16 protein-coding genes are annotated in these 26,157 nt (G+C 43.1%); 6 read left to right on the top strand and 10 right to left on the bottom strand.

What is annotated here, in order from left to right:
- Positions 1-141: 141 nt before the first annotated feature.
- Positions 142-3,759 carry a PAS domain S-box protein gene (locus tag E0F88_RS25955; RefSeq protein ID WP_131961204.1) on the bottom strand — a complete coding sequence of 1,206 codons (3,618 nt, stop codon included), beginning with the start codon at positions 3,757-3,759 and terminating at the stop codon, positions 142-144.
- Positions 3,760-3,846: 87 nt separating this feature from the next.
- Between E0F88_RS25955 and rsmA the strand changes: the two genes are divergently transcribed.
- The 4 genes from rsmA to E0F88_RS25935 all read left to right on the top strand — a co-directional run bounded on the left by rsmA (position 3,847) and on the right by E0F88_RS25935 (position 8,253).
- Positions 3,847-4,671, top strand: a complete 825-nt coding sequence (rsmA, locus tag E0F88_RS25950) for a 16S rRNA (adenine(1518)-N(6)/adenine(1519)-N(6))-dimethyltransferase RsmA (protein ID WP_131961255.1) — start codon at positions 3,847-3,849, stop codon at positions 4,669-4,671.
- Between the two features lie 56 nt (positions 4,672-4,727).
- A complete protein-coding gene (gene mgtE, locus E0F88_RS25945; RefSeq protein ID WP_131961203.1) occupies positions 4,728-6,080 on the top strand; it encodes a magnesium transporter in 1,353 nt (450 codons plus the stop codon).
- 128 nt (positions 6,081-6,208) lie between these two features.
- Positions 6,209-7,150: a glycoside hydrolase family 43 protein gene (locus E0F88_RS25940; protein WP_131961202.1), complete on the top strand. Its 942-nt coding sequence runs from the start codon at positions 6,209-6,211 to the stop codon at positions 7,148-7,150.
- Between the two features lie 56 nt (positions 7,151-7,206).
- On the top strand, positions 7,207-8,253 hold the full coding sequence (locus E0F88_RS25935) for a glycoside hydrolase family 43 protein (protein WP_131961201.1): 1,047 nt from the start codon (positions 7,207-7,209) through the stop codon (positions 8,251-8,253).
- Between the two features lie 19 nt (positions 8,254-8,272).
- Here E0F88_RS25935 and E0F88_RS25930 read toward each other — a convergent pair whose 3' ends face one another.
- The 4 genes from E0F88_RS25930 to E0F88_RS25915 form a co-directional block, all read right to left on the bottom strand.
- Complete coding sequence (locus E0F88_RS25930) at positions 8,273-8,767, bottom strand: thioredoxin family protein (protein ID WP_131961200.1); 495 nt, start codon at positions 8,765-8,767, stop codon at positions 8,273-8,275.
- 73 nt (positions 8,768-8,840) lie between these two features.
- A complete protein-coding gene (locus E0F88_RS25925; RefSeq protein ID WP_131961199.1) occupies positions 8,841-11,231 on the bottom strand; it encodes a cellulase family glycosylhydrolase in 2,391 nt (796 codons plus the stop codon).
- A gap of 191 nt (positions 11,232-11,422) precedes the next feature.
- Positions 11,423-13,957: a zinc-dependent metalloprotease gene (locus tag E0F88_RS25920; protein ID WP_131961198.1), complete on the bottom strand. Its 2,535-nt coding sequence runs from the start codon at positions 13,955-13,957 to the stop codon at positions 11,423-11,425.
- A gap of 62 nt (positions 13,958-14,019) precedes the next feature.
- Positions 14,020-15,621 carry an amidohydrolase gene (locus tag E0F88_RS25915; RefSeq protein ID WP_220466382.1) on the bottom strand — a complete coding sequence of 534 codons (1,602 nt, stop codon included), beginning with the start codon at positions 15,619-15,621 and terminating at the stop codon, positions 14,020-14,022.
- Between the two features lie 345 nt (positions 15,622-15,966).
- Between E0F88_RS25915 and dtd the strand changes: the two genes are divergently transcribed.
- Positions 15,967-16,419 carry a D-aminoacyl-tRNA deacylase gene (dtd, locus tag E0F88_RS25910; protein ID WP_131961197.1) on the top strand — a complete coding sequence of 151 codons (453 nt, stop codon included), beginning with the start codon at positions 15,967-15,969 and terminating at the stop codon, positions 16,417-16,419.
- A 45-nt stretch (positions 16,420-16,464) separates the two neighbouring features.
- Positions 16,465-16,788, top strand: a complete 324-nt coding sequence (locus tag E0F88_RS25905) for a nucleotide pyrophosphohydrolase (RefSeq protein ID WP_131961196.1) — start codon at positions 16,465-16,467, stop codon at positions 16,786-16,788.
- Between the two features lie 8 nt (positions 16,789-16,796).
- Here E0F88_RS25905 and E0F88_RS25900 read toward each other — a convergent pair whose 3' ends face one another.
- The 5 genes from E0F88_RS25900 to E0F88_RS25880 all read right to left on the bottom strand — a co-directional run bounded on the left by E0F88_RS25900 (position 16,797) and on the right by E0F88_RS25880 (position 26,154).
- Entirely contained in the window at positions 16,797-17,357 is a 561-nt protein-coding gene (locus tag E0F88_RS25900; protein ID WP_131961195.1) for a hypothetical protein, read from the bottom strand.
- A gap of 62 nt (positions 17,358-17,419) precedes the next feature.
- Positions 17,420-18,979, bottom strand: coding sequence for a 2-oxoglutarate dehydrogenase complex dihydrolipoyllysine-residue succinyltransferase (gene odhB, locus E0F88_RS25895; protein WP_131961194.1), 1,560 nt, complete (start codon positions 18,977-18,979; stop codon positions 17,420-17,422).
- A 49-nt stretch (positions 18,980-19,028) separates the two neighbouring features.
- Entirely contained in the window at positions 19,029-21,794 is a 2,766-nt protein-coding gene (locus E0F88_RS25890) for a 2-oxoglutarate dehydrogenase E1 component (RefSeq protein ID WP_131961193.1), read from the bottom strand.
- A gap of 109 nt (positions 21,795-21,903) precedes the next feature.
- Positions 21,904-22,830 carry a PorP/SprF family type IX secretion system membrane protein gene (locus E0F88_RS25885; RefSeq protein ID WP_131961192.1) on the bottom strand — a complete coding sequence of 309 codons (927 nt, stop codon included), beginning with the start codon at positions 22,828-22,830 and terminating at the stop codon, positions 21,904-21,906.
- Between the two features lie 105 nt (positions 22,831-22,935).
- A complete protein-coding gene (locus E0F88_RS25880) occupies positions 22,936-26,154 on the bottom strand; it encodes a PD40 domain-containing protein (protein ID WP_131961191.1) in 3,219 nt (1,072 codons plus the stop codon).
- Positions 26,155-26,157 lie beyond the last annotated feature (3 nt).

Here is a 26,157-nt window from a genome sequence, read left to right as displayed (position 1 = left end):
AGTCTTTGGTATTTTTTTAAAATTAGGATATATCTGCAAAGCTAATTGAGATCATCAACACTACATTTTTCAGGTTGAAAATCTACGGAAACTCAGCAATAATGGTGTGACTACAGTTCAAAGTCACACCATATTTAGTTTTCACCCCAACCACTCCCCCAACAAACCCTCATAACTCTCCAGAAACCGCCCGTAAGCCTTCTGCAATTCCGGTAGGGCCTGGGAAAGCGTACTGGTGTCATCGGATTTGAGGCGCCATTCGGCGTCACGGGCTATTTCCGCTAACTGGGAAACGCCTACGGTGCCGGCGCTGCCTTTTAGGGTGTGCAGATTGCTTTTTACGGTGGCGATGTCGCCGGTTGCAAAGGCTTCCACTGCTCCGTCTACCAGTTCGTTGGATTCGGTGACGAAATCTTCAAATAAGGAAAGTACCAGGTCAGCCCCTCCTATTCCGTTTAGCTGATCGATAATCTCCCGGTCAAGGATTGGCAAGGTTAGCTCAGGAACTATTTCCTTTTGTTTGATCTCGGCTTTACGGTCTTCAACGTTGGTAAGCAGTTCTTTTACTTTGTGTATCAATGTTTGTGCACGGATTGGCTTGGCAATGTAATCATCCATTCCCTGACTTAAAAACCGGTCACGGTCTTCCTTCATGGAGTAGGCCGTCATGGCAACAATTGGTGGCAATTGTGTTGGATAGCGTTTTTTTAACTCGGATGTCGTTTCCACGCCATCCATGTCGGGCATCTGAATGTCCATAAAAATGATATCGTACATGACATCCCCGGCTTTCACCTTGCCTTCTACCTTGTCGATAGCCTGATAACCGCTTTCTGCAAGATCAACCAGACAACCTGATTTTTTCAATATCTCATTCGCCACTTTACGGTTTACCGAATTATCGTCTACCAAAAGAATCACCGGATGATACTCTGAAAAGACATTTTCGATCGGAACTTCTTCCAGTGCGATGGTGGTGCTTAACTGGGCAATAGAGGTCTCTGTCGTTTCAAAAGTGAACCAGAAAGTACTTCCCTCGCCCGGCACGGATTCTACACCGATTTCCCCGTTCATGAGTTCGCACAACTGTTTCGAAATGGCCAGTCCAAGCCCGGTGCCGCCAAAAGATTTGCGGGAGGAATTGTCCAGCTGTGTGAAGGAGGTAAACAGGATTTGTTTGTCCATGGCGCTTATACCGATACCGGAATCCTGCACCTCGACTTTGATCTTATTAAAATCTCCGTTCTTTTTCACCGAAGTCAGCCACACATTCACAGCACCCTGCTCGGTGAACTTCAATGCGTTGGAAGTCAGGTTGGAAAGTATTTGCAGCAAACGTGTCTGGTCCGCAATAATAAATTTGGGAATGTCTTCGGCAATATGGTAGGCAAGCGTGTTACCCTTGCTTTTGGCAGTTTGCCCAAACAGCGATACCAGTTTTAAAAGTAACTCCTCAACGACAATCGGGGCTTCGTGAAGTTCCATTTTACCAGCCTCTATTTTCGAAAGATCCAGGATATCGTTCAGGATATTCAACAGCGTTTCCGACGACCGCTTGATCGTCATCACATAATCCTTCTGTTCCACATTCAATGGCGTCTCACCCAGCAAATCGATCATCCCGATCACACCATTCATCGGTGTGCGGATTTCATGGCTCATGTTGGCAAGAAAACCCTCTTTCACTTTTAAAGAACGCTCTGCATGTTCTTTGGCTTTGAGTAGTTCAAGCTCATTCCGTTTCAGCTCGGTTATGTCACGGGCAAGCACCGCAACTTCGGAAAGGCGGCCTTTTTCGTCCATGAAGAGCAACATGTTTACCATGAACTGGCGTTCCGTTCCGTCTTTGCGATATAATGATATTTCAAAATTCCTTAAACTTCTGCTTTTTCGTAGTTTAATCAGCGCTGAGTGTATCTTTTTACGGTCCCTGAAAAACTCGATAATCGGATGGCCGATCACTTCTTCGGGAAGATAACCCAGCCTTTTCAGTACCGACTGGCTGATCATGGTAATTACTCCATGCCGGTTAATCCGGCAGTAGATATCCTGCAAATTCTCGAAAATCCCACGGAAAAGTTCTTCGCTGTGACGAAGCGAAAGTTCTGCCTCTTTTCTCCTGGTAATGTCTCGCGCAATCCCTGAAACCTCTTCGATCACCCCCTGTGCATATCGGATCGGGTTGAGATAAAACTCAAGCCACATTTCGCCACCGTCTTTTTTATCGATTTTAAATTCAAAATACTGAGCTTCTCCTCTCAGCGCCTGGCGATATTTCGTATCCAGCGTCCGGCGGTTGTTTACCCCAACCATACGCCAGCCAAACTTTTCAGCACTGACCTGTAAAGTCGGCCGGACGCCAACTTCTGCCTGGATCAGATCGGCATAGTTTCTGTTAAAAGAGGTTAGCTGGAGCGCCTTGTTTACCGACCAGATTAAATGTGAGCTGCTGTCAAAAATGGCGTTCAACCTTGCCACATATTTACTCAATTCTTCTTCACTTTGTTTTCTGGCGATCGCGATTGCAACCTGGCCGGAAATAAATTCCAGCAATTCAAGGTCGCGTGCATCAAACATTTTGGGATCATCATAAGATTTTACCCCGATGATTCCTGTAACCCTGTCGCCAATGCGAAGCGGAACACAAAGTAACTGCTGAGGCGTAACGCCGTACAAGTGCAGGCTGTTGGTTTTAGCGAGTCTTTCAATATCCTCACCCGACAAAAACAAAGGTTTATTGGAAGCAATCGCATATTCCGTTACCCCATTTCCCAGCCGTCTTCTGGTAAATCTTACATTCCCTTTAAAATACTGATCTACATAATAAGGAAAGTATAAATAACTTTTGCTTGGATCATAAAGGGCAATAAAGAAGTTTTCAGCATCGATAATCTTACCAAGTTCATTGTGAATGGTATGGTAAAAATCATCCAGGTTCTGCGTATTAACTGTCCAGTTCGCAATGCTGTAATATAGATTCTGCGCCTTTTCAGCCCTTATTTTTTCTGTAAAATCATTTAAAATACAGCGAAATGCGGTCGGTTTTCCATTATCAAAACGGCAGTTCACGCTTCCGGAAACAAACACCTTTTTGCCTGCCCGGCTCATAAAAACGGCCTCAAAGTTCGGATTGGAATATCCCTGTTCGATCAGCCGGAGCTGCGCCAATGCTTCTTCTTTGTGCTGCGGATGCAGAATATCGTTCATGCGCATAGAAGAAATCTCGTCAAGACCGTATCCCAACACTTCACGCCATGCTTTATTAACAAAAATGAACCGTCCGTCAATCGCAACCAGCTGAATCAGATCGCTCGTATTATCTACCAGATCCTGAAGCTGCGAATTGGATTTGGCAATTGACGATTCCATTCGTCTCCTTCGTGTAATGTCATCCCCGATCAGCGTAATACAGCTTACTTCCCCATCCTGTTCGGTTTGGATTAAAACAGAATTGATCGAAAATGTACGTAAAGTGCCTTTGCTGGCCAGGAACGGCACCTCTCTTTGCTCCAATTTACGCTTTCCCTGTATTCCTTCTTCCAGCATTTGTCGGATCTCGTCCGACTCGTCCTGAGGTATCAGTTTATCAAAAAGACTAAAACCAACCAGATCGTCTTCCGACCAGCCGGTTTTCATCAACGCATGCGTACTCACATTCCGAATTATAAAATCCGGAGAAAATGTTATTCCAATTAAATTCAGATGCTGAAGTGTAGCGTGTATGGTGTGCCAGTCTGTCTGGGACGAAATCATTTCCATAGTATCGGGATCATCTTATTTTTAAGGTTCCTTCCAATTCTTTATTCGATAAATCTACGAATTAAGACGTAATTTTGACGTGTGAAAATTAATTATAAAAACCGGAGTGATTCGAAAGTCCGTGCCAAAAAGCATTTAGGCCAGCACTTTCTAAAAGATATGAGTATTGCCCAGCAGATCGTGGATGGTCTGACAGGGCATGGAAATTATACCAAAGTCCTTGAAATAGGACCTGGTATGGGTGTACTGACTCAATTTCTTTTACAAAATAAGTCTTATGAAACGTTTGTGATTGAGATTGATACAGAGTCTGTTGCGTACTTAAAAAAGCACTACGAAGAACTGACTCCGCGTATCATCGAAGGTGATTTCCTGAAATATGATACACAGGTAAGCTTTCCGGAGCCATTCGCAATCATCGGTAATTTCCCATATAATATTTCCTCCCAGATCTTTTTCAGAGCGTTGCAAATCCGGGATGAGATTCCGGAAATCGTATGTATGCTGCAAAAAGAAGTAGCGATGCGAATTGCTTCTCCTCCGGGAAATAAGGATTACGGTATTCTAAGCGTTTTGCTGCAGGCTTTTTATGATATCGATTACCTGGTTTCCGTCCCGCCAGGAGCATTTGACCCGCCGCCGAAAGTCCAGTCGGGCGTGATCCGGCTAAGGCGAAATGCGACGAAAGGTCTGGATTGTGACGAAAAATTGTTTTTCAGGGTTGTGAAAACAGCTTTTAATCAAAGAAGAAAAACACTTCGTAATGCCTTAAAACCAATCGGTGAAATGCCGGAACATCCGTTACTCACCAAACGTGCAGAACAGCTCAGTGTAGCGGAGTTTGTGATATTAACACAAATGGCAGCAACCCTGAACCAAACGGCTGACGATAGTACAACCGAAGAAGAATAGGCAGAGGCGAGTGCAAAGCTAATCGCTAATAGCTAAACAGCTTAAAGCTAAGAGAAATGACTTTTGAATTAACAAAGGAGTACGTAGACCATATACAGGAATTAATAGAAAACCAGAATTCTGCTGCGATCAGGGCCAAGATGGAAGGGCTTTTTGCAGCGGATATTACCGGCTTGCTTTCCGAACTGGAAACTGAAAACGCAAAGTTTCTGATCAGCCAGCTTGAAACGGAAACCGGAGCTGAAATTCTTGCAGATCTGGATAAAGATGAAAGACTTGAATTTTTAAAAGCCTTTACGTCGGAAGAAATATCAAGATACGTCAACCTGTTTGATTCGGATGATGCTGTGGATTTGCTCAACGAGCAGCCTATTCGTGTTCGTGAAGAAGTAATTGCGCTGCTTGAAGACCGTGAGCAGGCCCGTTTTATTCTTGATCTGCTTCATTATGACGAGGATGTGGCAGGTGGTTTGATGCAGAAGGAGCTTGTAAAAGCGAATGTCAACTGGACTGTAAACGAATGCATCGAGGAACTTCGCAAGCAGGCAGAAGATGTAGGTAAGGTTTATGCGGTTTATGTAATAGACGACAATGGAAAACTGCTTGGGCTGCTTTCTCTGAAAAAGATCGTACTGGCTCATAAAAATACGCTTATTGAAAGCCTTTATGATAAAGATGTGATTTTTGTGGAAACGTATCGTCCGGCAGAAGAAGTGGCCGAATTGATGCAGAGATATGACCTGGACGCACTTCCGGTTGTAAACGTACAGGGAAAACTACTTGGCCGGATCACAATCGATGACGTGATTGACGTGATTACCGAACAAGCCAGTTCGGATACACTGGCAATGGCGGGTATCACTGGTGATGTGGAAGAAGATGATACAATATGGCAGCAAACCAAAGCAAGGCTTCCCTGGCTTTTGGTAGGCATGACCGGCGGAATTCTTGCCGCTAAATTTATCAGTTTTTTTGAAGGAGATTTGAAAATTATTCCGGCAATGGCTGCCTTTATTCCAATCATTGGCTCCACAGGTGGAAATGTAGGTATTCAAACTTCCTCCATTATCCTGCAAAGCCTTGCCGACAAAACCGGTCTTGACACTACCTTAACACAAAGGCTCATTCGGATGCTTGCTGTTGCCTTTATCAATGGCCTCATCATCAGCAGTATTGTTTTCGGATTTAATTTGCTGATAGGCAATGATATACATCTTGCACTGGTTGTTTCAACAGCGCTGATGTCGGTCGTATTTCTGGCTTCATTTATGGGCACAGTCACACCTATTGCGCTTGAAAAAATCGGGATTAATCCGGCCGTAGCATCGGGACCTTTTATTACAACCGCCAATGACCTGATCGGTTATGGAGTGTATTTTGGGCTAGCGCATTTGCTGCTGAACTTGTAAATGTAGGTTTAAAAGTTTACTCACCTGCTTCTTTTCATACTCTATGTAAAGTAAACTTTAATCAAAAAAAGCTTTCATACGAAGTAAGGTTTGTATGAAATTTCATATAACCTATAAAACAAGCTTATATGAAGTACCTGATTCTTTTCCTTTTCACTATATTATTTTCACAAGCTCAGACTCCGGCTGATTCTCAAATATACCTGGCGGATCCGGCCATTTTTTATTCAAAAGGAACCTATTATTTGTACGGAACGGTAGAAGGAAATTCCAATGAAGGTTTAAAAGTTTATATCTCAAAAGATCAGAAAAACTGGAAAGAAAAGGGTTATGCTTTAAAAAAAGGAGAATCATTTGGCGAAAAAGGATTCTGGGCTCCTCAGGTTTTTGAGTACAAAAAGAAATTTTACATGGCCTATGTTGCCAATGAAGAAATAGCAATTGCAGTTGCCGACACCCCGCTCGGACCGTTTCAACAGAAGGTAAAAGCTTCGCTGCAGGCACCTGTCAAACAAATTGATCCCTACATTTATTTTGATTCCGATGGCAGGATTTATCTCTACCATGTACGTCTGCAAAAAGGAAACCGCCTTTTTGTCGCTGAAATGAAAAACGATTTGTCGGCAATTTTACCCGAAACACTAAAAGAATGTATTAGTGCTGACTTTGGCTGGGAGAATACCGCCAGGGCAAACTGGCCAGTCGCTGAAGGCCCTACTGTACTAAAACGGGACGGTCTTTATTATCTTTTTTATACAGCAAATGATTTTCGGAATCCTGATTATGCCGTTGGATTTGCAACAAGCAACAGTCCGCTGGGGCCATGGAAAAAATTCGGCAGCAATCCGATTCTGGACAGACAGGATATCGGTATGAACGGGACAGGCCACGGTGATTTTTATAAAGATAAAAATGGTGCTTTAAGCTATGTTTTTCATACACATAATTCCGCCACAGCCGTGTCAAAAAGAAAAACAGCGATTGTAAAGCTAAACTTTGTTAAGCACTCAGGATCTTTCCGCGAACCAGTTTTTGATTTTAAAACGTTCCGGTTTTTACAAACAAAGTAAGTTCTGAACGGCAGAGCAATCCTTCCGATTAACACTACCCAAACAAAATATTAACTATGACCTTAAATTTCAAAACCTTATTACTGGCAATTGGTTTTCTCTTCGTTAGTCAGCTTACTTTTTCTCAAAATAATAAAACGTTTTCTAATCCGCTCCTTCCTTCCGGTGCAGATCCGTATAGCATTCATAAAAACGGATATTATTACTACACGCACACAACTCAGAACAAGCTAGTTATCTGGAAAACAAAAAACCTCGCTGACTTGGCAACTGCGGAGAGTAAGACAATCTGGACACCGCCTGCAGGAACCGCATACAGCAAAGAATTGTGGGCTCCTGAACTCCATTTTATCAAAGGCAAGTGGTATATGTATTTTGCAGCTGATGATGGTAAAAATGATAACCACCGGATGTATGTTTTGGAAAACACTTCGGCCGACCCGATGACGGGCGACTGGACATTTAAAGGTAAGGTTGAAACACCGGATGACAAGTGGGCGATCGACGGAGATATTTTTGAGAATAATGGCCAGTATTATATGATCTGGTCAGGCTGGGAAGGAGATACCAACGGGCAGCAAAATATCTACATTGCCAAAATGGATAATCCCTGGACGGTTTCCGGCGCGAGAACAAAAATTTCAGGTTCTGATTATGACTGGGAAAAACACGGAGATCTGAACGATAAGAATAATCCCCCGCATGTAAACGTGAATGAAGGCCCCCAGTTTTTAAAACATAAAAATAAGGTATTTATTATTTACTCCGCAAGCGGCTGCTGGACAGATTTTTATGCTCTGGGTATGCTCCAGGCTTCTGCCACAGGTGACTTGATGAATGCAGCTGCCTGGAAAAAATCTGCTCAACCGGTTTTTAAGCAATCAACAGAAAATCAGGTATTTGCACCCGGGCATAATTCCTTTTTTAAATCACCCAACGGAAAAGAAGACTGGATTTTATACCACGCCAACGATGAATCAGGCCAGGGCTGTGGCAGGTTCCGATCCCCTCGTGCTCAGAAATTTACATGGAATAAAGACGGAACGCCCAATTTCGGAGTTCCGGTGAAAAAGGGCGAAAAATTAGCTGTACCGTCTGAATGATGGCACAGCCAACCAGAATTTATTTCGCTTTATAATTTTTAGGATCAATCGCTGCAGGAGTCCACGCCTCAAAAAATTCAAGCACCTTTTTGGGATCGTGGCCCTTTCCCTGCTCAAGATAACCAGAGCTTTGCGTGTGCAAACGCTTTCCGTCTCCATCCAGAATTACAAATACAGGAAAACCGAAACGCTGAGGATAACCCAGTGAAGCAAAAACAGCTTCATTTTTATTTTCAGGGCTAAAATTGACATGAACCATTTCGTAGTTCTTATCTCTGAACGTTTTCAGTGTATCATTGCTGTTCACCAATTTGTCAAACAGAATACACCAGCTGCACCAGTTCCCGCCCAATTGCAGAAGCACATGTTTGCCATCCTTTTTTGCTTTCTGAACAGCGGAAGCAATGTCTGCTTTTGCATCCGCTTCGGGATGATAAATGATTGGTTTTTGTGCCGAAGCAGCCATGGACAAGAGTGTAAGTGTTAATAGAAATGTTAATGATTTAATCTTCATAACAGGGCGTTTTTTCAGGTAATTTTTAAATTTTAACAAACCAGATTCTGAAAAAATTGCAAAACGCCAGTATCTATTTTTTCCCGACGATGACTTTTCCGATCACACGGTCATTCATCCTTACGATGTAGAATCCTTCTGCAAGGGAATTAACATAAATTTGCTGATCTGAATCTTTTATAATTTGATTCAAAACCCTTTTACCTGATTTATTAAAAATACTTATTTCACAGGGAAACAGATCCTTTCGTGCATTGATTTGCAGCTGGTCACTGGCCGGAGACGGATACACGACCACTGCATCAGACATTTTGGTATCAACCATAATAATTTTGGAGAAAGCCTTGCTTTCATCTCTATCCACCATTATCAGCCGGTAATGATATTGGCGACCCGTTATTACTTCATCAGGATATTCATACCTGCCTGCTTCACCTTTCCCATCAATTGAGGCGATTGGATTGAACAATTTCCCATTGTTACTTCTCTCCAAAATGAATTTCTCAAAATCCTTTTCTCGTGCTGTTTTCCATTGCAGGTAGACCGTTTTTTCGTCGGTTTGTGTGGCTTTAAATTCTGCTAATGTTACCGGCAAAGGATTTTGGGTACAGGCATTATTTAAAGTAGCTGCATGAAATTTTAGTCCAAAGCCCGGGTCATTTATAATCGTATTCCCGTATTCGGTCAGAGCTGCGGCATTGCCGGTTACAGTTATCCTTCGGTTGTTGCACCAGTCATCAGTCCAGGTCCAGGCCAGCCAGCCTACGTTATGATTCTGACAGCTTTGCAGTAAATCTTTGTAAGCAGGTATTCCACTGGAGCATTGTCCCGTTGCATCCTGTACGTTAGCCACTTCACCCAGGATAACCGGAAATGACGCTGCAGCAATACTCTGTACCTTGGCCTCCATAACAGCGGCGTTGTCCAGATACCAATAAGCGTGTGTGCTCATAATAATATTCCGAAGCGGGTCATGAAGCCGAAGCGATTCACCCGACTGCAACGCAATGTCGAGACTCTGTCCGCAATCAGGCGCATCGATTATCAGCGGAACCTGGATCCCGGCATTTCTTACCTCAGAGATGGCATTTTTGTAATGGTTTACCCAAGACGTGTAAGCCGCTGTCTGATTGGATGCCCATTTGACGGTTCCGAATTCGTTGGCCAGATTAACCATTACCCAGCTTTTATGTTTGATAAGCAAATTCACAACGGCCGGCTGCTTCCACCAGGGAAGAATCACAGAATTAAATGTCACGAAATTATCGGAGCAGGTAACGTCATGAAGTTCTATTATCGAAACTATTCCTGCGTTGCGAAAACGTGTAACCACTTTATCCAGATCAGAAATGGAATAAGGTTTCCAGCCACTTTGCCGATTGGCATACCATTGGATTCGCACTGTATTTGGTTTTGCTTTTATTATTTCTGCTGAAAGCTCCGCGTTGTAACCGTTTATGCCGCCATCCATATTTTCCGGAAATTCCCAGTCATCCGCCAAAGAATAGTTAACTCCCCTTGGAATAAAAATCTCATTGCACGGACCTAAGATATTTTTTCCGTCTGTATGAATCGTCCCCGCTACAAAAGATGGTGTTGTGTTGCAGGATGGCGCGCCAGCAATGGAATAGGTTTTTACAAAATCCCAAATGGTTTGAGCCAGATTTATCTGCGAAACAGGCGGCCAGCCATGTCCTCCGCCTGCAATACGAATCATTGAAATTTCCCTGGTAACACCAGGATTTGGTTTACAAAATAATAGTTTGGAAACGTTGTCCGTGATGGGCACACTTTCCTCATAAGTATCTTTACCACAGCTGTAATGAGAAAAATGTGTTAAGGGCCATTCATTCCAGGCACCGGGTGTATGATCCGGGTCGGGATATGCTACAGTCGGATCCGCATCACCGTGTATGTGACAGATCGCGACCGGTTTAAAAGCCGTACTGCTGAAATAGCTGTAATTGCCATTATTGGCGTACATGTTAGCGGCAACGGGAGCAAAAGCTGCAACCTTACCCGGCAGGTTTACGGCCAGATTGTATGTCATAAAGCCACCCGCCGAATGCCCGGTTGCATACACTTTACTCGCGTCAATATGGTAAGTTGAACAAAAATAATCAATCATCTCTGAGGTAAACTGCACATCCTTAAGCTGATCGATTGCCCGGTGCCAGCCACCGACGTCATCTGCGTTGGGATAAACAGCAATAAAATTGTTTGCATCCGAAACAGCATTAAATCCGGTGTAGTCTCTTATCCCCTGCCCGCTTCCGTTATCTCCATGAAAAACAAAAAGCACCGGGAGATTTTGTCCAACAGTGGTTCCGGGCGAATGAAATATAAAACTCCGGTTTTTCCCACCGGAAATTATCGTTACAGAGCCATCATAGGCTTTGGCTGATAACATCAACAAACAGAGTGTCACTGTTGTTACAGCCTCATAGATATAAGATTTTATCATAATTAAACACAGACAAATGTATCAACTGCGAATTACTTTGTAGTAAAGTTCCTATTTACTTCTACATATACAAGAAAAAATTACTTAGCGGTAGACGGATGGTTACTTGTTCAACCGAATTTTGCGGACATAAAAAAGCTGTAACCTCCGGATCAAATCCAGACGATTACAGCTGATACATATAATTTCAATTAATTCCCAGGCTCTACATAACTTTCCGAACAGCCCATAAAATTCATGTGGCCCATGATCGGCGCACCGGGAGGCATGTCCAAAGGCGAAGCAGGCTGAAATTTATCCGGATTACTATTAAATTCTTCTATTTGTTTAAGACCAAAAAGCATGTTCGCTTTTTGTTTAGGAGCAGCAGTTAACATTTTAGATTTCATCCATTTCCCCCACTCATCAACTTTCAAAAGTGCCTCACCTCTCACACTTTCGGAAGCTTTGGTATCCGCAGCAAGAGTAAGTAAGTATTTTAGAGAAACATTGTTTGCCAGAGTTTGCAATTCACCTTTATATCCGGTTAACGCAGGCGCTTTCCAGGTTTTTTCAAACAGTTTGTCAATGACCGGCATCAATCCAGGCTGTTTGTTGTCTCTTGCATTGTACTCGATCAACCTGGCAGCACGCTGTGAGTCAAGCAAATAAGATAGTGTAGTAGCAACTGCGGTTTCCGCTGCCGCAACAGGATCGAAAGTTGGCCCGGTGCGGCTCGTAAAAGTTTCAAGCCCGGCAGGATAACCGGAAGGACGAGGTGGGATTTTTTGAATTAATGCTTCCGGCAAAGCAAGTGCATCCGGGGTTATGGTACTTAATAAAGATTCCAAAGCGCGCCACTGTTCTTTTGGTTCAACCATCCGCGTGATTACCTGACCATCGTTTTTAATGGCGTGCGTAAAATAAAGCCCACCGACTGATTTGGCAACCGCTTCCACCTGGTATCGATGCAGCAGATAAATCGGCACAAGCACTTCTTCCAGCATAGACATCGGTTCGCCTTTTTGAATAGCCTTTTCAGAAAAATTATTAAGAACTTTTCTGCGGACTGTTAAAATATTAGTCATCTGATCAATTGGGTTTGAACCATCGTCCCACTGGTGAGAAGTCGGATGTGTATTTCCACCAATATCAGGAATATAGATAAAACCCTGTTTTAATGTTTCCTGCATGATTTTTTCGAGCCCCTCCTCCTCGTTTATTCCTTTGGGGAATTCCGTATAACCCCACATCACAGCGCGCTTATCCCAGGCTCCGATACCTTTCGCGTAAGCATCTGAGATGTCAACGGTGCCATCTGCTTTTAATGAAAACTTGGGAAAAGGGTAATCCATTACCGAAGCACGGTCTTTAGGACTGGCAGCAAAATTGTGATTAAAACCAAGCGTATGGCCTATTTCATGCGCAGACAACTGGCGTATGCGCGCGAGAGCAAGTTCCTCCATCGCTTTCGGAACAGCTTTTCCATCTTCATATGGCTGTAACAAGCCTTCCGCAATCAGATAATCCTGTCTGTGGCGATCCGAGCCAAGTGTGATAACCCCTTTCATAATTTCACCGGTCCTTGGATCAATAAACGAAGCTCCCGATGAAAATCCGCGCGGACTGCCTGAGCGGTTTATCCAGTTTACAATATTGTACCGAATATCCATTGGATCAATTCCTTCGGGCATTTCCTTCACAATAAATGCATCCTTAAATCCGGCTGTTTCAAAAGCTTCGTTCCAGAAAGCGCCACCCTCGATCAGCGCTTTTTTAACCGGACCGGGGGCACCTCTGTCGATGTAATATGTGATCGGTTTTACCGGCTCGCTCATTGCTGACGACGGATCTTTCTTTTCCAGACGATGTCTTCGAATAAAACGCTTTACCGACGGCTCAGTCATAGGTGCAGAAAAATCCATATAGCTAAACATTCCAAACGCAGATCGTGGATCGAACTTTCTGGTTTTATACTTATCGTCCGGAAGCTCGGCAAACGACTGGTGCATGTTGATCGTTACAGCGCTCGGATCCGGTGCCAGACTTCCTCCACGTCCCCCGCCGCCCGAAGCGCCTCCGGTGAAGGTTAACATTGCTTCAAATTCACTGTTCCTTGGGAAGTTTTTTGTGTTTTCCATGAAAACCACCGATCTCGTTTCATCAAGGCGGTAAGTTCCACCTCCGCCAGAGGGCTGCACACTTACCGGTCCGCTGACCCGTCTCACCGCAAGCCTCGCAGCCACGTTCTGGCTATCGCGAATAATGAAAGGTGTAAAATCAATCAGCATCTTGTTACCCTCTATGGCAATGGGTACAAAACCCCAGATTACAGATTTGGCAAAAGCATTTTCAACCGCTTTGATTTCGTCCTTATTTGTAGTAATTGCCCGGTAGCTATTAGACGGTTCGACCAGTAAGATTTTCGGACCCACCTTTATAAATTTGGCGATGGCAGAAGATGCCTGTCCGCGTTCCGGACCACCGTTACCCACCCCTTCGGAAAGTGAGGAAAAATAAAGAAATTCCTGATCAATCTTGTCTACTTCCAGAAATACCTTTCCTGTTTTTTCATCATAATAAAAATTAAAAAAGCCGTCATATTTTTTAAGTCCCTGTGTTACCGAAGCGATAGTGGATGCTGCCGGAGATTGCGCCTTGGATGGTGGCACGCCTCCGGTGCTTTGCGCATAACCGATATTTCCGGCAGCAAGAAGTACTGCCAGCATTTTGAATGTAATTTTCATTATTGTGATGTATTGTTATTTTTGATAAAATAATAGAGATGACTCAGGCATTAAAACCTTTCTCATTTTCCCGAATCAACCTTTTTGTCTTCCCGTACGGTAGGATATTTTATTCCTAATTGTTCAAGATACGAAGCATATTTTGAAGGATCGTAATAATACTTCTTCATTTCCGGTCTGAATTCCTTCATGATATTTGCGTTTAAATGCAAAGCTGGTTTATCCGTTTTGGAAACAAAAGGGATGTACTTCACATCCTTTGTCTGAACATCGTTGAAATAAGTCCATGCACTTTTAATTACTTCCGGATTCATAAACATATCCAATAAAGTCATTGCCTCAACCTTTGCGCCTGCAATTACTCCTTTGTGTGCAATCGGCGTGGCCATGGCAATGGCATTTGCCCAGTGATGGCCGGGTAGACCGGGAATATTCGCAGGGTATCTCAGTGTGACCGTCGGCACGTTCCAGGAAATGTCGGCAATGTCATCCGATCCTCCTCCTCCGGCCGAGGTAGTCGGAACAGGCTTACCCAAAGGGCTAAGTGCTGTACTTAAACCGTTACTGAGAAGAGTGTCTCCTTCCGGGTTATTCATTTCTTTCTGTGCAGCTTTTGCCAATTTCTGGTCTGCATCAGACCATTTAGGCAATCCGACAGCTTTAATATTTTTATACATTGTCTCGGCAATAGGCTGATTAAAATGACCTGGCCAGGCGCTACCCAGAATCTCATAAGTCATTTTAGTTTCGGTCATCTGTGCTGCCGCTTCCGCAATTCTGACTCCGTCTTTGTACATCTGTGAAATCTTGGGATATGTCCTTTCACGGAAATAATACCAGACCGAAGCTTTGGACGGCACAACATTTGGCTGGTCCCCTCCGTCCACAACTACATAATGCGATCGTTGGGTCGTTTCCATGTGCTCGCGGTGGTAGTTCCATCCAATGTTCATCAACTCAACAGCATCAAGCGCACTTTTACCCCGCCAGGGTGCGGCCCCTGCGTGTGAAGCCTGCCCGTCAAATGCAAACTTAACGGACACCATCCCGTTATTGCCCGCATCTCCGTATGAAACTGCCATGTTATTGGCCACGTGCGTAAAAATACAGGCATCAACATCTTTAAAATATCCGTCGCGAACGTAATACGCTTTGGCTCCCAGCTGCTCTTCCGCTACTCCCGGCCAAAGCATGATCGTTCCCGGAATCTTTTCCCGTTCCATGATTTTTTTAAGGGCAAGTACGGCAACGATATTTAGAGGTACACCCGAATTGTGCCCCTCGCCATGACCGGGTGCTCCTTCGATAATCGGATCGTGATAGGAAACCCCTGGCTTTTGAGAAGCTTTGGGAATACAGTCGATGTCGCTTCCGACAGCAATCAATGGTTTACCCGAACCCCACTTTGCGACCCAGGCAGTAGGAACACCGGATATACCTGTTTCGACAGAAAATCCATTTTTTTTCAAAATATCTGTCAGATATTTTGATGTTTCAACCTCCTGGAAGCCAAGCTCTCCAAAGCTAAAAACCATGTCCACCATTTCCTGTGTTGCTTTCTGCTGACTATCAATCTCTTTGATCAGCTCAGATTTGAGTTGGTCGATTTTTGTCGGTACCGTCTTTTTTTGCGCCGAAATTCCCAATGGAAGCAAAAGCGCCATTCCTAGCGAACCCGCCATTATGTATTTCCGGATTGTAACGCAGGTAAAGTTTTTTTTCATTATGAAGAGTTGTTTTTGTTCTGGTGATAAAAAGGCAGATAGTTTTAGCCAGGAAACTCCCGATACTTACCTGCCGAAAGTCGGATGATGTTTATCTTTGAAAGATTCATTCTGACATACTAAGTTAAAACATAGTTGTTAAAATTTTAATATTTTTCAAAATCCTTCACATTTAAGATGTTTTTAAGGAAATTACATTAATATAATTATTCTTTTTATACCTTTTATCAAATAATATTTTGATTTAGATTATAAAATATTCAATTAGCAGGAACTAAAAATCAAATGATAGCAGTAATACAAAGAGTAAGTGAAGCGTCGGTAACCATCAATCAGGAAGTTCATGGCGCTATTGAAAGAGGTTTTTTAGTATTGCTGGGAATCACACATGAAGATACACAGGCAGACGTTGAATGGCTGGGCCGTAAGATCACAGGCATGCGGATTTTTGGAGACCAGGATGACAAAATGAATCTGGACCTGGCCGCGGTTGACGGAAACATTCTTCTGATCAGCCAGTTCACTCTACATGCAAGTACGAAAAAGGGTAACCGGCCTTCGTTTATAGAAGCCGCGCGGCCGGAAGTTGCAATTCCGTTGTATGAAGCGATGATAAAGTTTCTGGAAAAGGAAATGGGTAAAGCAATAGCCTGCGGGCAATTTGGGGCCGATATGAAGGTGGCACTACTTAACGACGGCCCAGTGACAATTGTAATTGATTCGAAAAACAGAATTTGATTTTCAGACTAAAAAACATTCATTCAAATCATCCCACGCGTACTTATGACAATCGACGAAGCGCAACAACAGGTAGATAACTGGATTAAAACCTACGGTGTACGTTATTTTTCTGAACTTACAAATATGACTATTTTAACCGAGGAGGTTGGAGAGCTTGCCCGTATTATGGCCAGAACCTACGGTGACCAGTCATTTAAAAAATCGGAGTTGGGAAAAGATCTTGGTGATGAAATGGCTGATGTACTTTGGGTTTTAATTTGCCTGGCAAATCAGACCGGAATTAATCTCACAGAAGCATTTGCAAAAAACATGGATAAAAAAACCAGTAGAGATAAAGACAGGCACAAGGAGAATGAGAAATTATAGTAATTGCTCTAAAATCTAAGGCCTACTGTTACTTTATTTGCAGACGGCTTTAAATAAATGCTGTATTTGGGATTTGGAGTTGCTATTGTACTATTATAAAATTTCACCGCCTGGTTTTTCTTGTGTTTCCCCAAGACTAATACAGCCAATCCACTGAGTGATATCCCCGAACCTACACCTACGATTGCCACGCCCGTGTACCTTGTTTGACCCTCAAACGACAGTAGGTCATCAAAGATTTCAATCATCGTTACCACTGCTCCCACCAAAGTTACACCCGCTCCAACTATAGCAATCGTTCCACCCGTTTTTAATAACCGATGACCATTATTGAATTTCGTAAAGTTAGCTGAATCCTTCTGGGCAAGCACATCCATCACAAATTGAGTCGAAACTATTCTATGGTTTACAAGATATTTACCAAAACTGCTTTTAATAACAGGGAATTTAGTTTGTACCTCGAAAGGACTGATACTATCCAGGCTTTGCTCCGATTGACCGTAAGAGCAGTTTACTAGGCACAATAAAAATATTATAATCCTAAACCGTAAGTTTAGAAAGTAATTCATTGTGACGGGGTGGGAGGCTAAGGTCAAAAAATAAGCCCGTCTTCCGACGGGCTTAAAGCAAATTACATATCAAGCAATAATCTCATTGGATCTTCGAGAAGCTGCTTTACACGAACAAGGAAACTTACAGAATCCTTACCGTCAATAATTCTGTGATCATAAGAAAGTGCCACGTACATGATCGGACGGATCACGATTTGTCCGTCAACCACAACTGCCCTTTCCACAATATTGTGCATCCCTAAGATTGCAGACTGAGGAGCATTTATGATTGGAGTAGACAACATCGAACCAAACGTTCCGCCATTTGTGATGGTGAATGTTCCGCCGGACATTTCGTCCAATCCAAGTTTACCATCACGTGCACGAATTGCCAGACGAACAATTTCCTTTTCAACTGCTGCAAAAGAAAGCGTTTCAGCATTTCTGATAACCGGTACAACCAATCCGCGGGGAGTAGATACGGCAACTGAAACATCGGCAAAGTCGTTGTAAACGATTTCGTCTCCGTCAATTGAAGCATTAACGCCAGGGAAATCTTTTAACGCAACCGTTACTGCTTTTACAAAGAATGACATAAAGCCCAGACCAACTTCATGTTTTTCTTTGAACTTGTCTTTGAACTTCGAACGAACATCCATTACCGGCTTCATATCAACCTCATTGAAGGTTGTCAGCATTGCCGTTTCGTTTTTCACAGCTACCAGACGGCGTGCTATGGTTTTACGAAGAGAGGACATTTTTTCGCGGCGCTGTGCACGGGCTCCGGCAACAACCGGCGCAGCAGCTGGTTTCGCAGGTGCAGCTTTAGGAGCCTCCGCTGGTTTGCTCCCCGCTTTCAGTGCGTCGTCTTTCATAATACGACCACCTGATCCAGAACCGTTCACATCTTTAACATCAATCCCCTTTTCAGCCAGAATCTTAGCTGCAACAGGCGATGCATGTTTTTCTACACTTCCTTTGTCAGAACCCGCCGCCGGGGAAGTGGCAGCAGCCGCTGGTGCAGCTGCGCCGGAAGAAGCACCTGCTTCAATCGTGCAAATTAAAGCACCGATTGCAAGGGTATCTCCTTCTTTTCCAACTATTCTTAAAGTGCCTGCAGCTTCGGCAGGCAATTCGAATGTTGCTTTATCTGATTCAAGCTCACAAAGAATTTCGTCCACTTCTACATGGTCTCCGTCCTTTTTGCTCCATGATGCAATTGTTACCTCTGTAATGGATTCACCAACAGCAGGAACTTTCATTTCATAAGCTTTTCCCGAAGCAGCTGGTGCAGGAGCGGGTGCTTTTTCTTCTTCCTTAACAGGCGCAGATTCTGCGGGAGTTTCCTGAGCGGGCGCTGCCGCAGGAGCCGCAGCCGCTTCTTTCGGAGCAGAGCCGTTAGCTGATGAATCGATTGTTGCAATCAGGTCGCCAATGTTTAGTGTGTCGCCTTCCTGCGCTTTAATATGTAAGACACCTTCTGCCTCAGCAGTTAATTCAAACGTTGCTTTATCTGAATCAAGTCCGCAAATGACTTCATCCATTTTGACAAAATCTCCGTCATTTTTGAACCAGTTTCCTATTGTTACCTCGGTAATCGACTCGCCAACTGGCGGTACTTTTATATCAATTTCAGCCATTTTATCTGCAATCTTGTTATCGAATTAAGTGTCTTAGAATATTTCTTATTTATAATTCAAAGGCTCTGTTTAAAATCTCAGCCTGTTCTTTTGCATGTATTTTTGAGAAACCTGTAGATGGCGACGCACTTGACTCACGTGCGATTACCTGCAATGGTTTAGCACCTTTGTACATACGAAGCATGAATGTCCAGCCACCCATGTTGAATGGTTCTTCCTGTACCCAGTAAACTTTCGCATTCGAATATTTATTCAGATGCTCATCAATCTGAGTCTGCGGGAACGGATGCATTTGCTCTACACGGATAATGGCAACATCATCACGTTTATCGTTCTGCTGTTTTTCAAACAATTCATAATAAAGTTTACCAGTACATAACAATACCTTCTTCACCTTTTTAGGATCAGCATAAGTATCACCAATTGTTTCCTGGAAGCTGCCGTTTACAAGGCTGTCGACCGGAGAAACACAAAGAGGATGTCTCAACATCGACTTCGGTGACATTATGATTAACGGCTTGCGGAACTGTGATTTTAACTGACGGCGCATGATATGGAAAAAGTTGGCCGGCGTAGTAACGTTGGCAACGATCATGTTGTAATTGGCCGAAAGCTGAAGATATCTTTCCGGACGTGCATTCGAGTGTTCAGGACCCTGGCCTTCATAACCGTGAGGCAAAAGCATAACCAGTCCGTTCCAACGATCCCATTTGGTTTCGCTTGAAGAAATAAACTGATCAATAATTACCTGAGCTCCATTGGCAAAATCACCAAACTGCGCTTCCCAGATAACCAATGCATTGGGGTTAGCCATTGAATAACCGAACTCAAAACCTAAAACTGCATACTCAGAAAGTAATGAATTATAGATCATGAATGGTCCCTGACCTTCTTCAATATGACCTAAACTATTGTAAGAATAGTTGGTTTCGACATCGTGTAAAACGGCATGACGATGAGAGAAAGTACCTCTCTGCACATCCTGGCCGCTCAACCGAACAATGTTTCCTTCCATGACCAAAGATCCGTAGGCAAGCAATTCCGCAGTTGCCCAGTTCACTTCTTTTTTGTCAAAGATCATCGTTTCACGATCCTTGAGAAGTTTGTCAATTTGTTTCAACCGGTTAAACCCTTCCGGCGTTTTGATTAAAGCCTTACCAATTTTTTCAATAACTTCAAGCGGAACACCTGTTTCCACTGATTTTTCAAAATCTTTGGCTGTTGCTTTACGAAGTGTATGCCACTCCTGTTCAAGCTTCGGCATTACATAAGGAAGCGCTTTTTGTTTTACCATATCAAGACGTTCCTGCAATAATTGCTTGAACTCCTTATCCATGTTGGCTGCAAGCTGCGCATCCACATCACCACGTTCTACCAACACTTTCTGATAGATTTCACGCGGGTTTAAATGGTTTTCAATCGACTTGTAAAGAACCGGTTGTGTAAACTTTGGCTCATCTGCTTCATTATGCCCGTGACGACGATAACAAACCATGTCAATAAAAATATCTTTATTGAATTTCTGACGATATTCAACCGCAAGACGCATACAGAACACCACAGATTCCGGATCATCTCCATTTACGTGTAATACAGGTGCATCAACGATTTTGGCAATATCTGTACAATAAATACTTGATCTTGCATCTTCAAAATCGGTTGTAAAACCAACCTGGTTATTGATTACAAAGTGAATGGTTCCACCTGTGTAATAACCATTCAGACCTGACATCTGCGTTACTTCATACACAATTCCCTGACCTGCTACGGCAGCATCACCATGAATCAATATGGGCAAAACACGATCGTAATCACTGTCGTACATCCCGTCGGCTCTTGCACGGATGTAACCTTCAACAACCGGGTTTACGGCTTCAAGGTGAGACGGGTTTGGTGCCAGTTTCAAATGTACTTTTTCGCCATTTTCAGCTGTGATCTGGCTTGCAAAACCCATGTGGTATTTTACGTCACCGTCTCCCCAAACCTGATCTGGCAAATTACCTTCAAATTCGTTAAATATCTGGCCGTATGTTTTTTGCATCACGTTGGCAAGCACGTTAAGCCTTCCGCGGTGAGCCATACCGATCATCACTTCAACCACACCCATTTCTGCTGCCTTGTTGATCATAGCATCCAGAGCCGGAATTGTGGTTTCTCCACCTTCCAGTGAAAAACGTTTCTGACCTAAATATTTTGTATGAAGAAAGTTTTCAAAAACAACTGCTTCATTCAGCTTCGAAAGGATATGTTTCTTTTCATCAATTGAAAATTTCATATCCAAAGCTTCTTTCTCAATCTTCTTACGCAGCCAGCTTTTTTGTTCGCGGTCGCGGATATATAGATATTCAAAACCTATATTTTTGGTATAAATCGTTTTGAGCGAATCTACAATCTCCCGAAGGGTTGCAGGACGTCCAAAAACTTCGACACCCGCTTCAAAAACTGAATCTAAATCCTCATTTCCAAGGTTAAAATCAGATATTTCCAGCTGTGGCTGCCGGTCTTTTCTCTTTTTAATAGGGTTGGTCGTAGCCAGAAGATGACCTCTCGAACGGTAACCGCGAATCAAATGAACCACTTCCATTTCCTTCCGGATACGGGCTGGATCTGATTTGCCGGATACTGCTGCTTCTTTGCCATTGGCTGCACCATTTGTATGTCCGTTCCCGTTTACCGGGTACTTTTGCGAGAAATCGAATCCCTCAAAGAATTTTTGCCAGCCTTCATCTACTGAAGCTGCATCTTGCTTATAGGAATTATATAAATCCTCTATGTAAGCGCCGTCGGAATTTGCTATATACGTGTATTTATCCATCACAAATGTGATTATTTCATTTACCGGACAAAGTTACGAGACTTATGTAAACATTGCACATAAAATCTCCTTTTAACTTTACCCAAAATTATCTGTAATTAAACTGTTACTAATACTTTTGAAAACCACTCGGATTTGGAACAAATTTGAGCATCAGCTCATGAATTCCTTTCGGTCCCTGCGAAATCGTGTAAAGTTGTTCGATTTGTTTTGTACTATAAAAATATCCCAGCCTTACATTTTTCCCCAACTGCACCTCTGCTGATAATTGTAAAAAATTTATTCCTGCATCGGAGTAAACGTTGTTTTTGCCACCCATTCTGTAAGATGCACCTACTCCCACTTTTTCGTTAAACCATAATCTTGCTCCAAGATCCACCCGAAGATTATGGTCTTTTTCCTGGACAATTAATATATGGGGAAGCAGCAAAACATCTTCATCCAATTCGTAACTACCACCGGTCATGATGTATAAAGGACGACGATAAAAATAGTTTATAACCTGATCGCCGAAACCGTGAGATAAAATTTCCGGCTTGGAAATCCCAAGATAAAATTGGTCAGAATGCAGCCACGCACCAACTCCGGCACTGGCCAAAGCGCGGTTTGTATTCCCCGAAATATCAAATACCGGCAATACATTTATACCACCCTGTGCACCGACGCCCAGTTTCCATTTATCCGAAATCCCTAAGTGATATGCAAAGCTGGCAGACAAGGCAGTTGTAGTAAAATAACTTGTCTGATCGTTCAAAGCCTGAAATCCTGCTCCAAACTTTCCGTTTCCAAAAGTGCCATCCGCTGCAAAAGTTTGGCTGGAAGGAGAATTAGGTATGTTAATCCATTTCCGCCTGAACATGGCGGTCATGTTAAACGTTTCCCTGACGCCGGTAAATGCCGGATTAATCGCCATTGGATTTTGTACATACTGTTCAAACATCACCTCCCTTTGTGCAAAACAAAGCTGACTGCCCAGAAAGAGAAATATAAAAGCAGACTGAAAGACTTTGTTTTTTAAGCGATGCGGTAAAATCATAGAAGGTATTGTTTCAATCTAATTTCGAATAAAGACCATTAAAAATGGCACGGGAAAGATCCCCTGCCATTTAAAAGCTTTTTAGTAAAAATCTACTGGCTTTTTCTAAAAATCATAGCCAAGTGTCAAGTATGGTATTGGCTTGTTGGTATAACCATTGTCAACTCCCCAGGCGTAGTCAAATTTAACGTAAAAGCCGAATAATGTCGTTCTGGCACCTAAACCATAACCCATCAGGTAAGGATTCTTGTAATTGGTAACCGTTGCACGGAAAGGATCATCCACAGTTCCGATGATTTGCGTGTTCAGGCTGTTGTTTTCGCTAAACGGTCCTTTACCTGTCCATGCCGTACCGATATCCCCAAAACCCACGATCTGGAAATTCCTCAGGAAACTGGAAGTAATAGATCCGCGGTAAAGATATTTGATCAAAGGAATTCTCAATTCCGCATTCAGCAACATATAACTTGTGCCGGACATACGGTTCAAATTAAAACCACGCAGGTTCGTTGCAAAGTCCGCAAAGAAAATATCTCTGTTATCAATATTCGGAGCGAAAGCTAATGGATTTTCACCGGTGCGTGTTTCCTTGCGGTTACCGATCCAGTTTTCCATACCTCCCATGATGTTCTGCTTAGGGGCTTTTCCGCCCGAATGACTGGCAGACGCGCGAATGGCAAGTATCAGGTCGCGGTGAATTTTTTGGTAATGACGAAAATCAAGACTGATACGATTAAAACTTTCGTCTTTACCTGAAAGGCCAAGATGTGCGTCATACCTGATTTTGAACCGCGTTCCTTCCATCATGTTCAAACCGTTCACCTTAGTATTATCAAATACATATTCGCTTCGAAGTCCTCCATAATTGGTTGCAAAATCCGGATTAGCAAGCACATAAACATCAATCATCCTCGTAGAAGTAAACATTGGAGACAATGTAAACCGGCTTGAAGGAGAAAATGGATAAGACGCAGAGAACATCACCTGATTGAAACGATACTTCTGGGGAGATCCCTCCGTATCTACATACAGTGCTTTTCTGTCAACCCGTAAACCGAAATCTATGCGATAGGTATTGTTGCTATATTCAGCAAACAAATCGCTGTTCCTAAAATTAGACGATATAAAAAACCCGGCTTTGATAACATGATTTTCCAAAAGGTCATTCATAGAAAGAGACTGAGCATAACCAAAACCCCGTATTGGATCGATGCGCCAGTCGGAACTTGCGTCATTGGTAATAAACAATCCTTTATATGGATAAGGCCCTTTAATTGCAATGTTCTCTCTGGTTGGTTTTGTTCTTGACAACACACTGGGCGCACCTGTCAAAGCTCCCCTGCGCTGTCTTGACTCAAACGTCTGCAATACGTCAGGATCAAACTGATAGTTATCTGTGTCTACTTCACCATCTTTCAAAGCAAGAGCCGGAGCAGCTTCCTGTTTAGCAACATTAGCCACCGAGTCAGTTTTACCCGGACCAACCGCTACGGTACTGGCAGGTACAGCTGCACCCGATGCATTCAGCGATGGCGTATCCAAAGATGCGTTTGAATCAAATCCATTTTTAAAACCAGCAGTTATGTAACCGTCAAACAGATAAGTATAGGCAAGAGCCCCTCCTGATTTCAGATTTACGTCGGCGGTTCTGATATTATGTATATAATTGGTTAGCTGTGTACTGGTATTCGAAGCACGGTTTAGCTTAAATACATTTGAAACACCTTTGATGTTCGACAGATAGATGATCTCATTCGCATCAGCGTAAATCGGGGATACTTTCGTCTTGCCTTCACTGTGAACCAGCTCTGTAATCTGTCCGGATTTTGGTGTGCCATCATGTTCAAAAAGAGACATCGAAGGAGCAACATTCTTATAATCTCCTTTGGCTGTTCCAAGTGAATCCGACGGACGGTTGGACGCAAACACAATTCTTCTTGAAGATCCCTGAATAAAGCGAGGCGAGACATCATCAAAAAGATCGCTTGTCAATGGCAATGGAGAAGCCCTGGCGACGCTTATCAGATAAATATCATTTTTACCACCTCTATCCGCACTCACAGCGAGCATGGATCCGTCCGCAGAAACATCCATATCGACGATCTGATCCAGACCACGAATATTCCGTTTTACTTTTATCTTAACCTTTTTAGTACCGATATTTTCGTAAACGTAAAGGTTTTTACGACCACTTTCGGACGCCAAAATCGTTAAGTTGTTATTTTTTGACCAGCCTAAGAGCGCGGGCTGACTGGTTCCCCGTTCTCCAACCTGATCCGTTTTACCCTGGCGAATCATTTTTTTCGAACCTGTTTCGCTGTCAAAAACGTAAACCTTATAACGTCCGTTTTTCACTTCGCTAACAGCAGTAAACTTTTTGTCCTGTGAAATCTTAATCGCCGACGCTGCATCAGTACCGCTGAATTCATTCAGCCTGTATTTCCAGCTTGGTTTTGAATCTGTATAATATTGCTCTGCGCTTTTGTTGAGATTTAAATAGTAGGCACGCCAGTCACGTAAAAAGCGATTGTATGAAGGAACCCCGAGCGTACTTGTGATACTGGTTTGCTCAGTTCTGATAATCCTGGTAAGATTGAGAATATCTGAAATTTTATCCTTGCCATATCTTTCAGCAATGTAGTTCCAGATGGAATGTCCGATCAGCGTTGCGTCGTTTCCTGTCAGCAAAGTGGGTTTTCTTACATTACGGTTTTTGAAAAAATCCCGCATGTAATCATTCAGCTCCGGAGACCATCCTTCTGAAATGTAAGCCGCCGTACCCGACATAAACCATTCAGGCAATGTAAGCAAAAGAGAACTCTGCAAAGCCTCTTTCATATTTCCGCCATAAAGCATGTCATAAACAAACAACATGCTGATGTCTTTTACCAGTTTTTTCCTGAAACCGATCTGATCGCCTGTATAGGCTACTTCTACCCGGGATTGCGCAAGATCGAGCTTTGCATCATCGCGGTTATCGATCGTCGACAACCCCATGTTACTTTGTTCAAGTTCAGCAGGAGAATTATAAAGGAAAATTTTAACACGGCTATAAGGAGTCCAGCCAAGCACATCTGTTATTTTATCAAACTCACTTTCAGCATATTGTGCTGTGAGCTTAGCCAGTTCCGTTCCGCCCTGGTGGTGATATATTTCAAAATTTGTGGTTCTGAACGTCTTCCAGTTGAAGGTTTTATACTGTACCCTGTTTTTCCCAAAGGTTTCCTGAGAGGGATATCTTTGCGCTGATGCCTCCGTGTACAATCCCAGAACTGCAACAAGATTTACGGGTATCGCTAATAAAAATAGAAATTTTATTCTCATAAA

The sequence above is a fragment of the Dyadobacter psychrotolerans genome (genome assembly GCF_004349265.1).
Lineage (GTDB): Bacteria > Bacteroidota > Bacteroidia > Cytophagales > Spirosomataceae > Dyadobacter > Dyadobacter psychrotolerans.
This window is presented reverse-complemented; position numbering and strand designations above follow the sequence as displayed.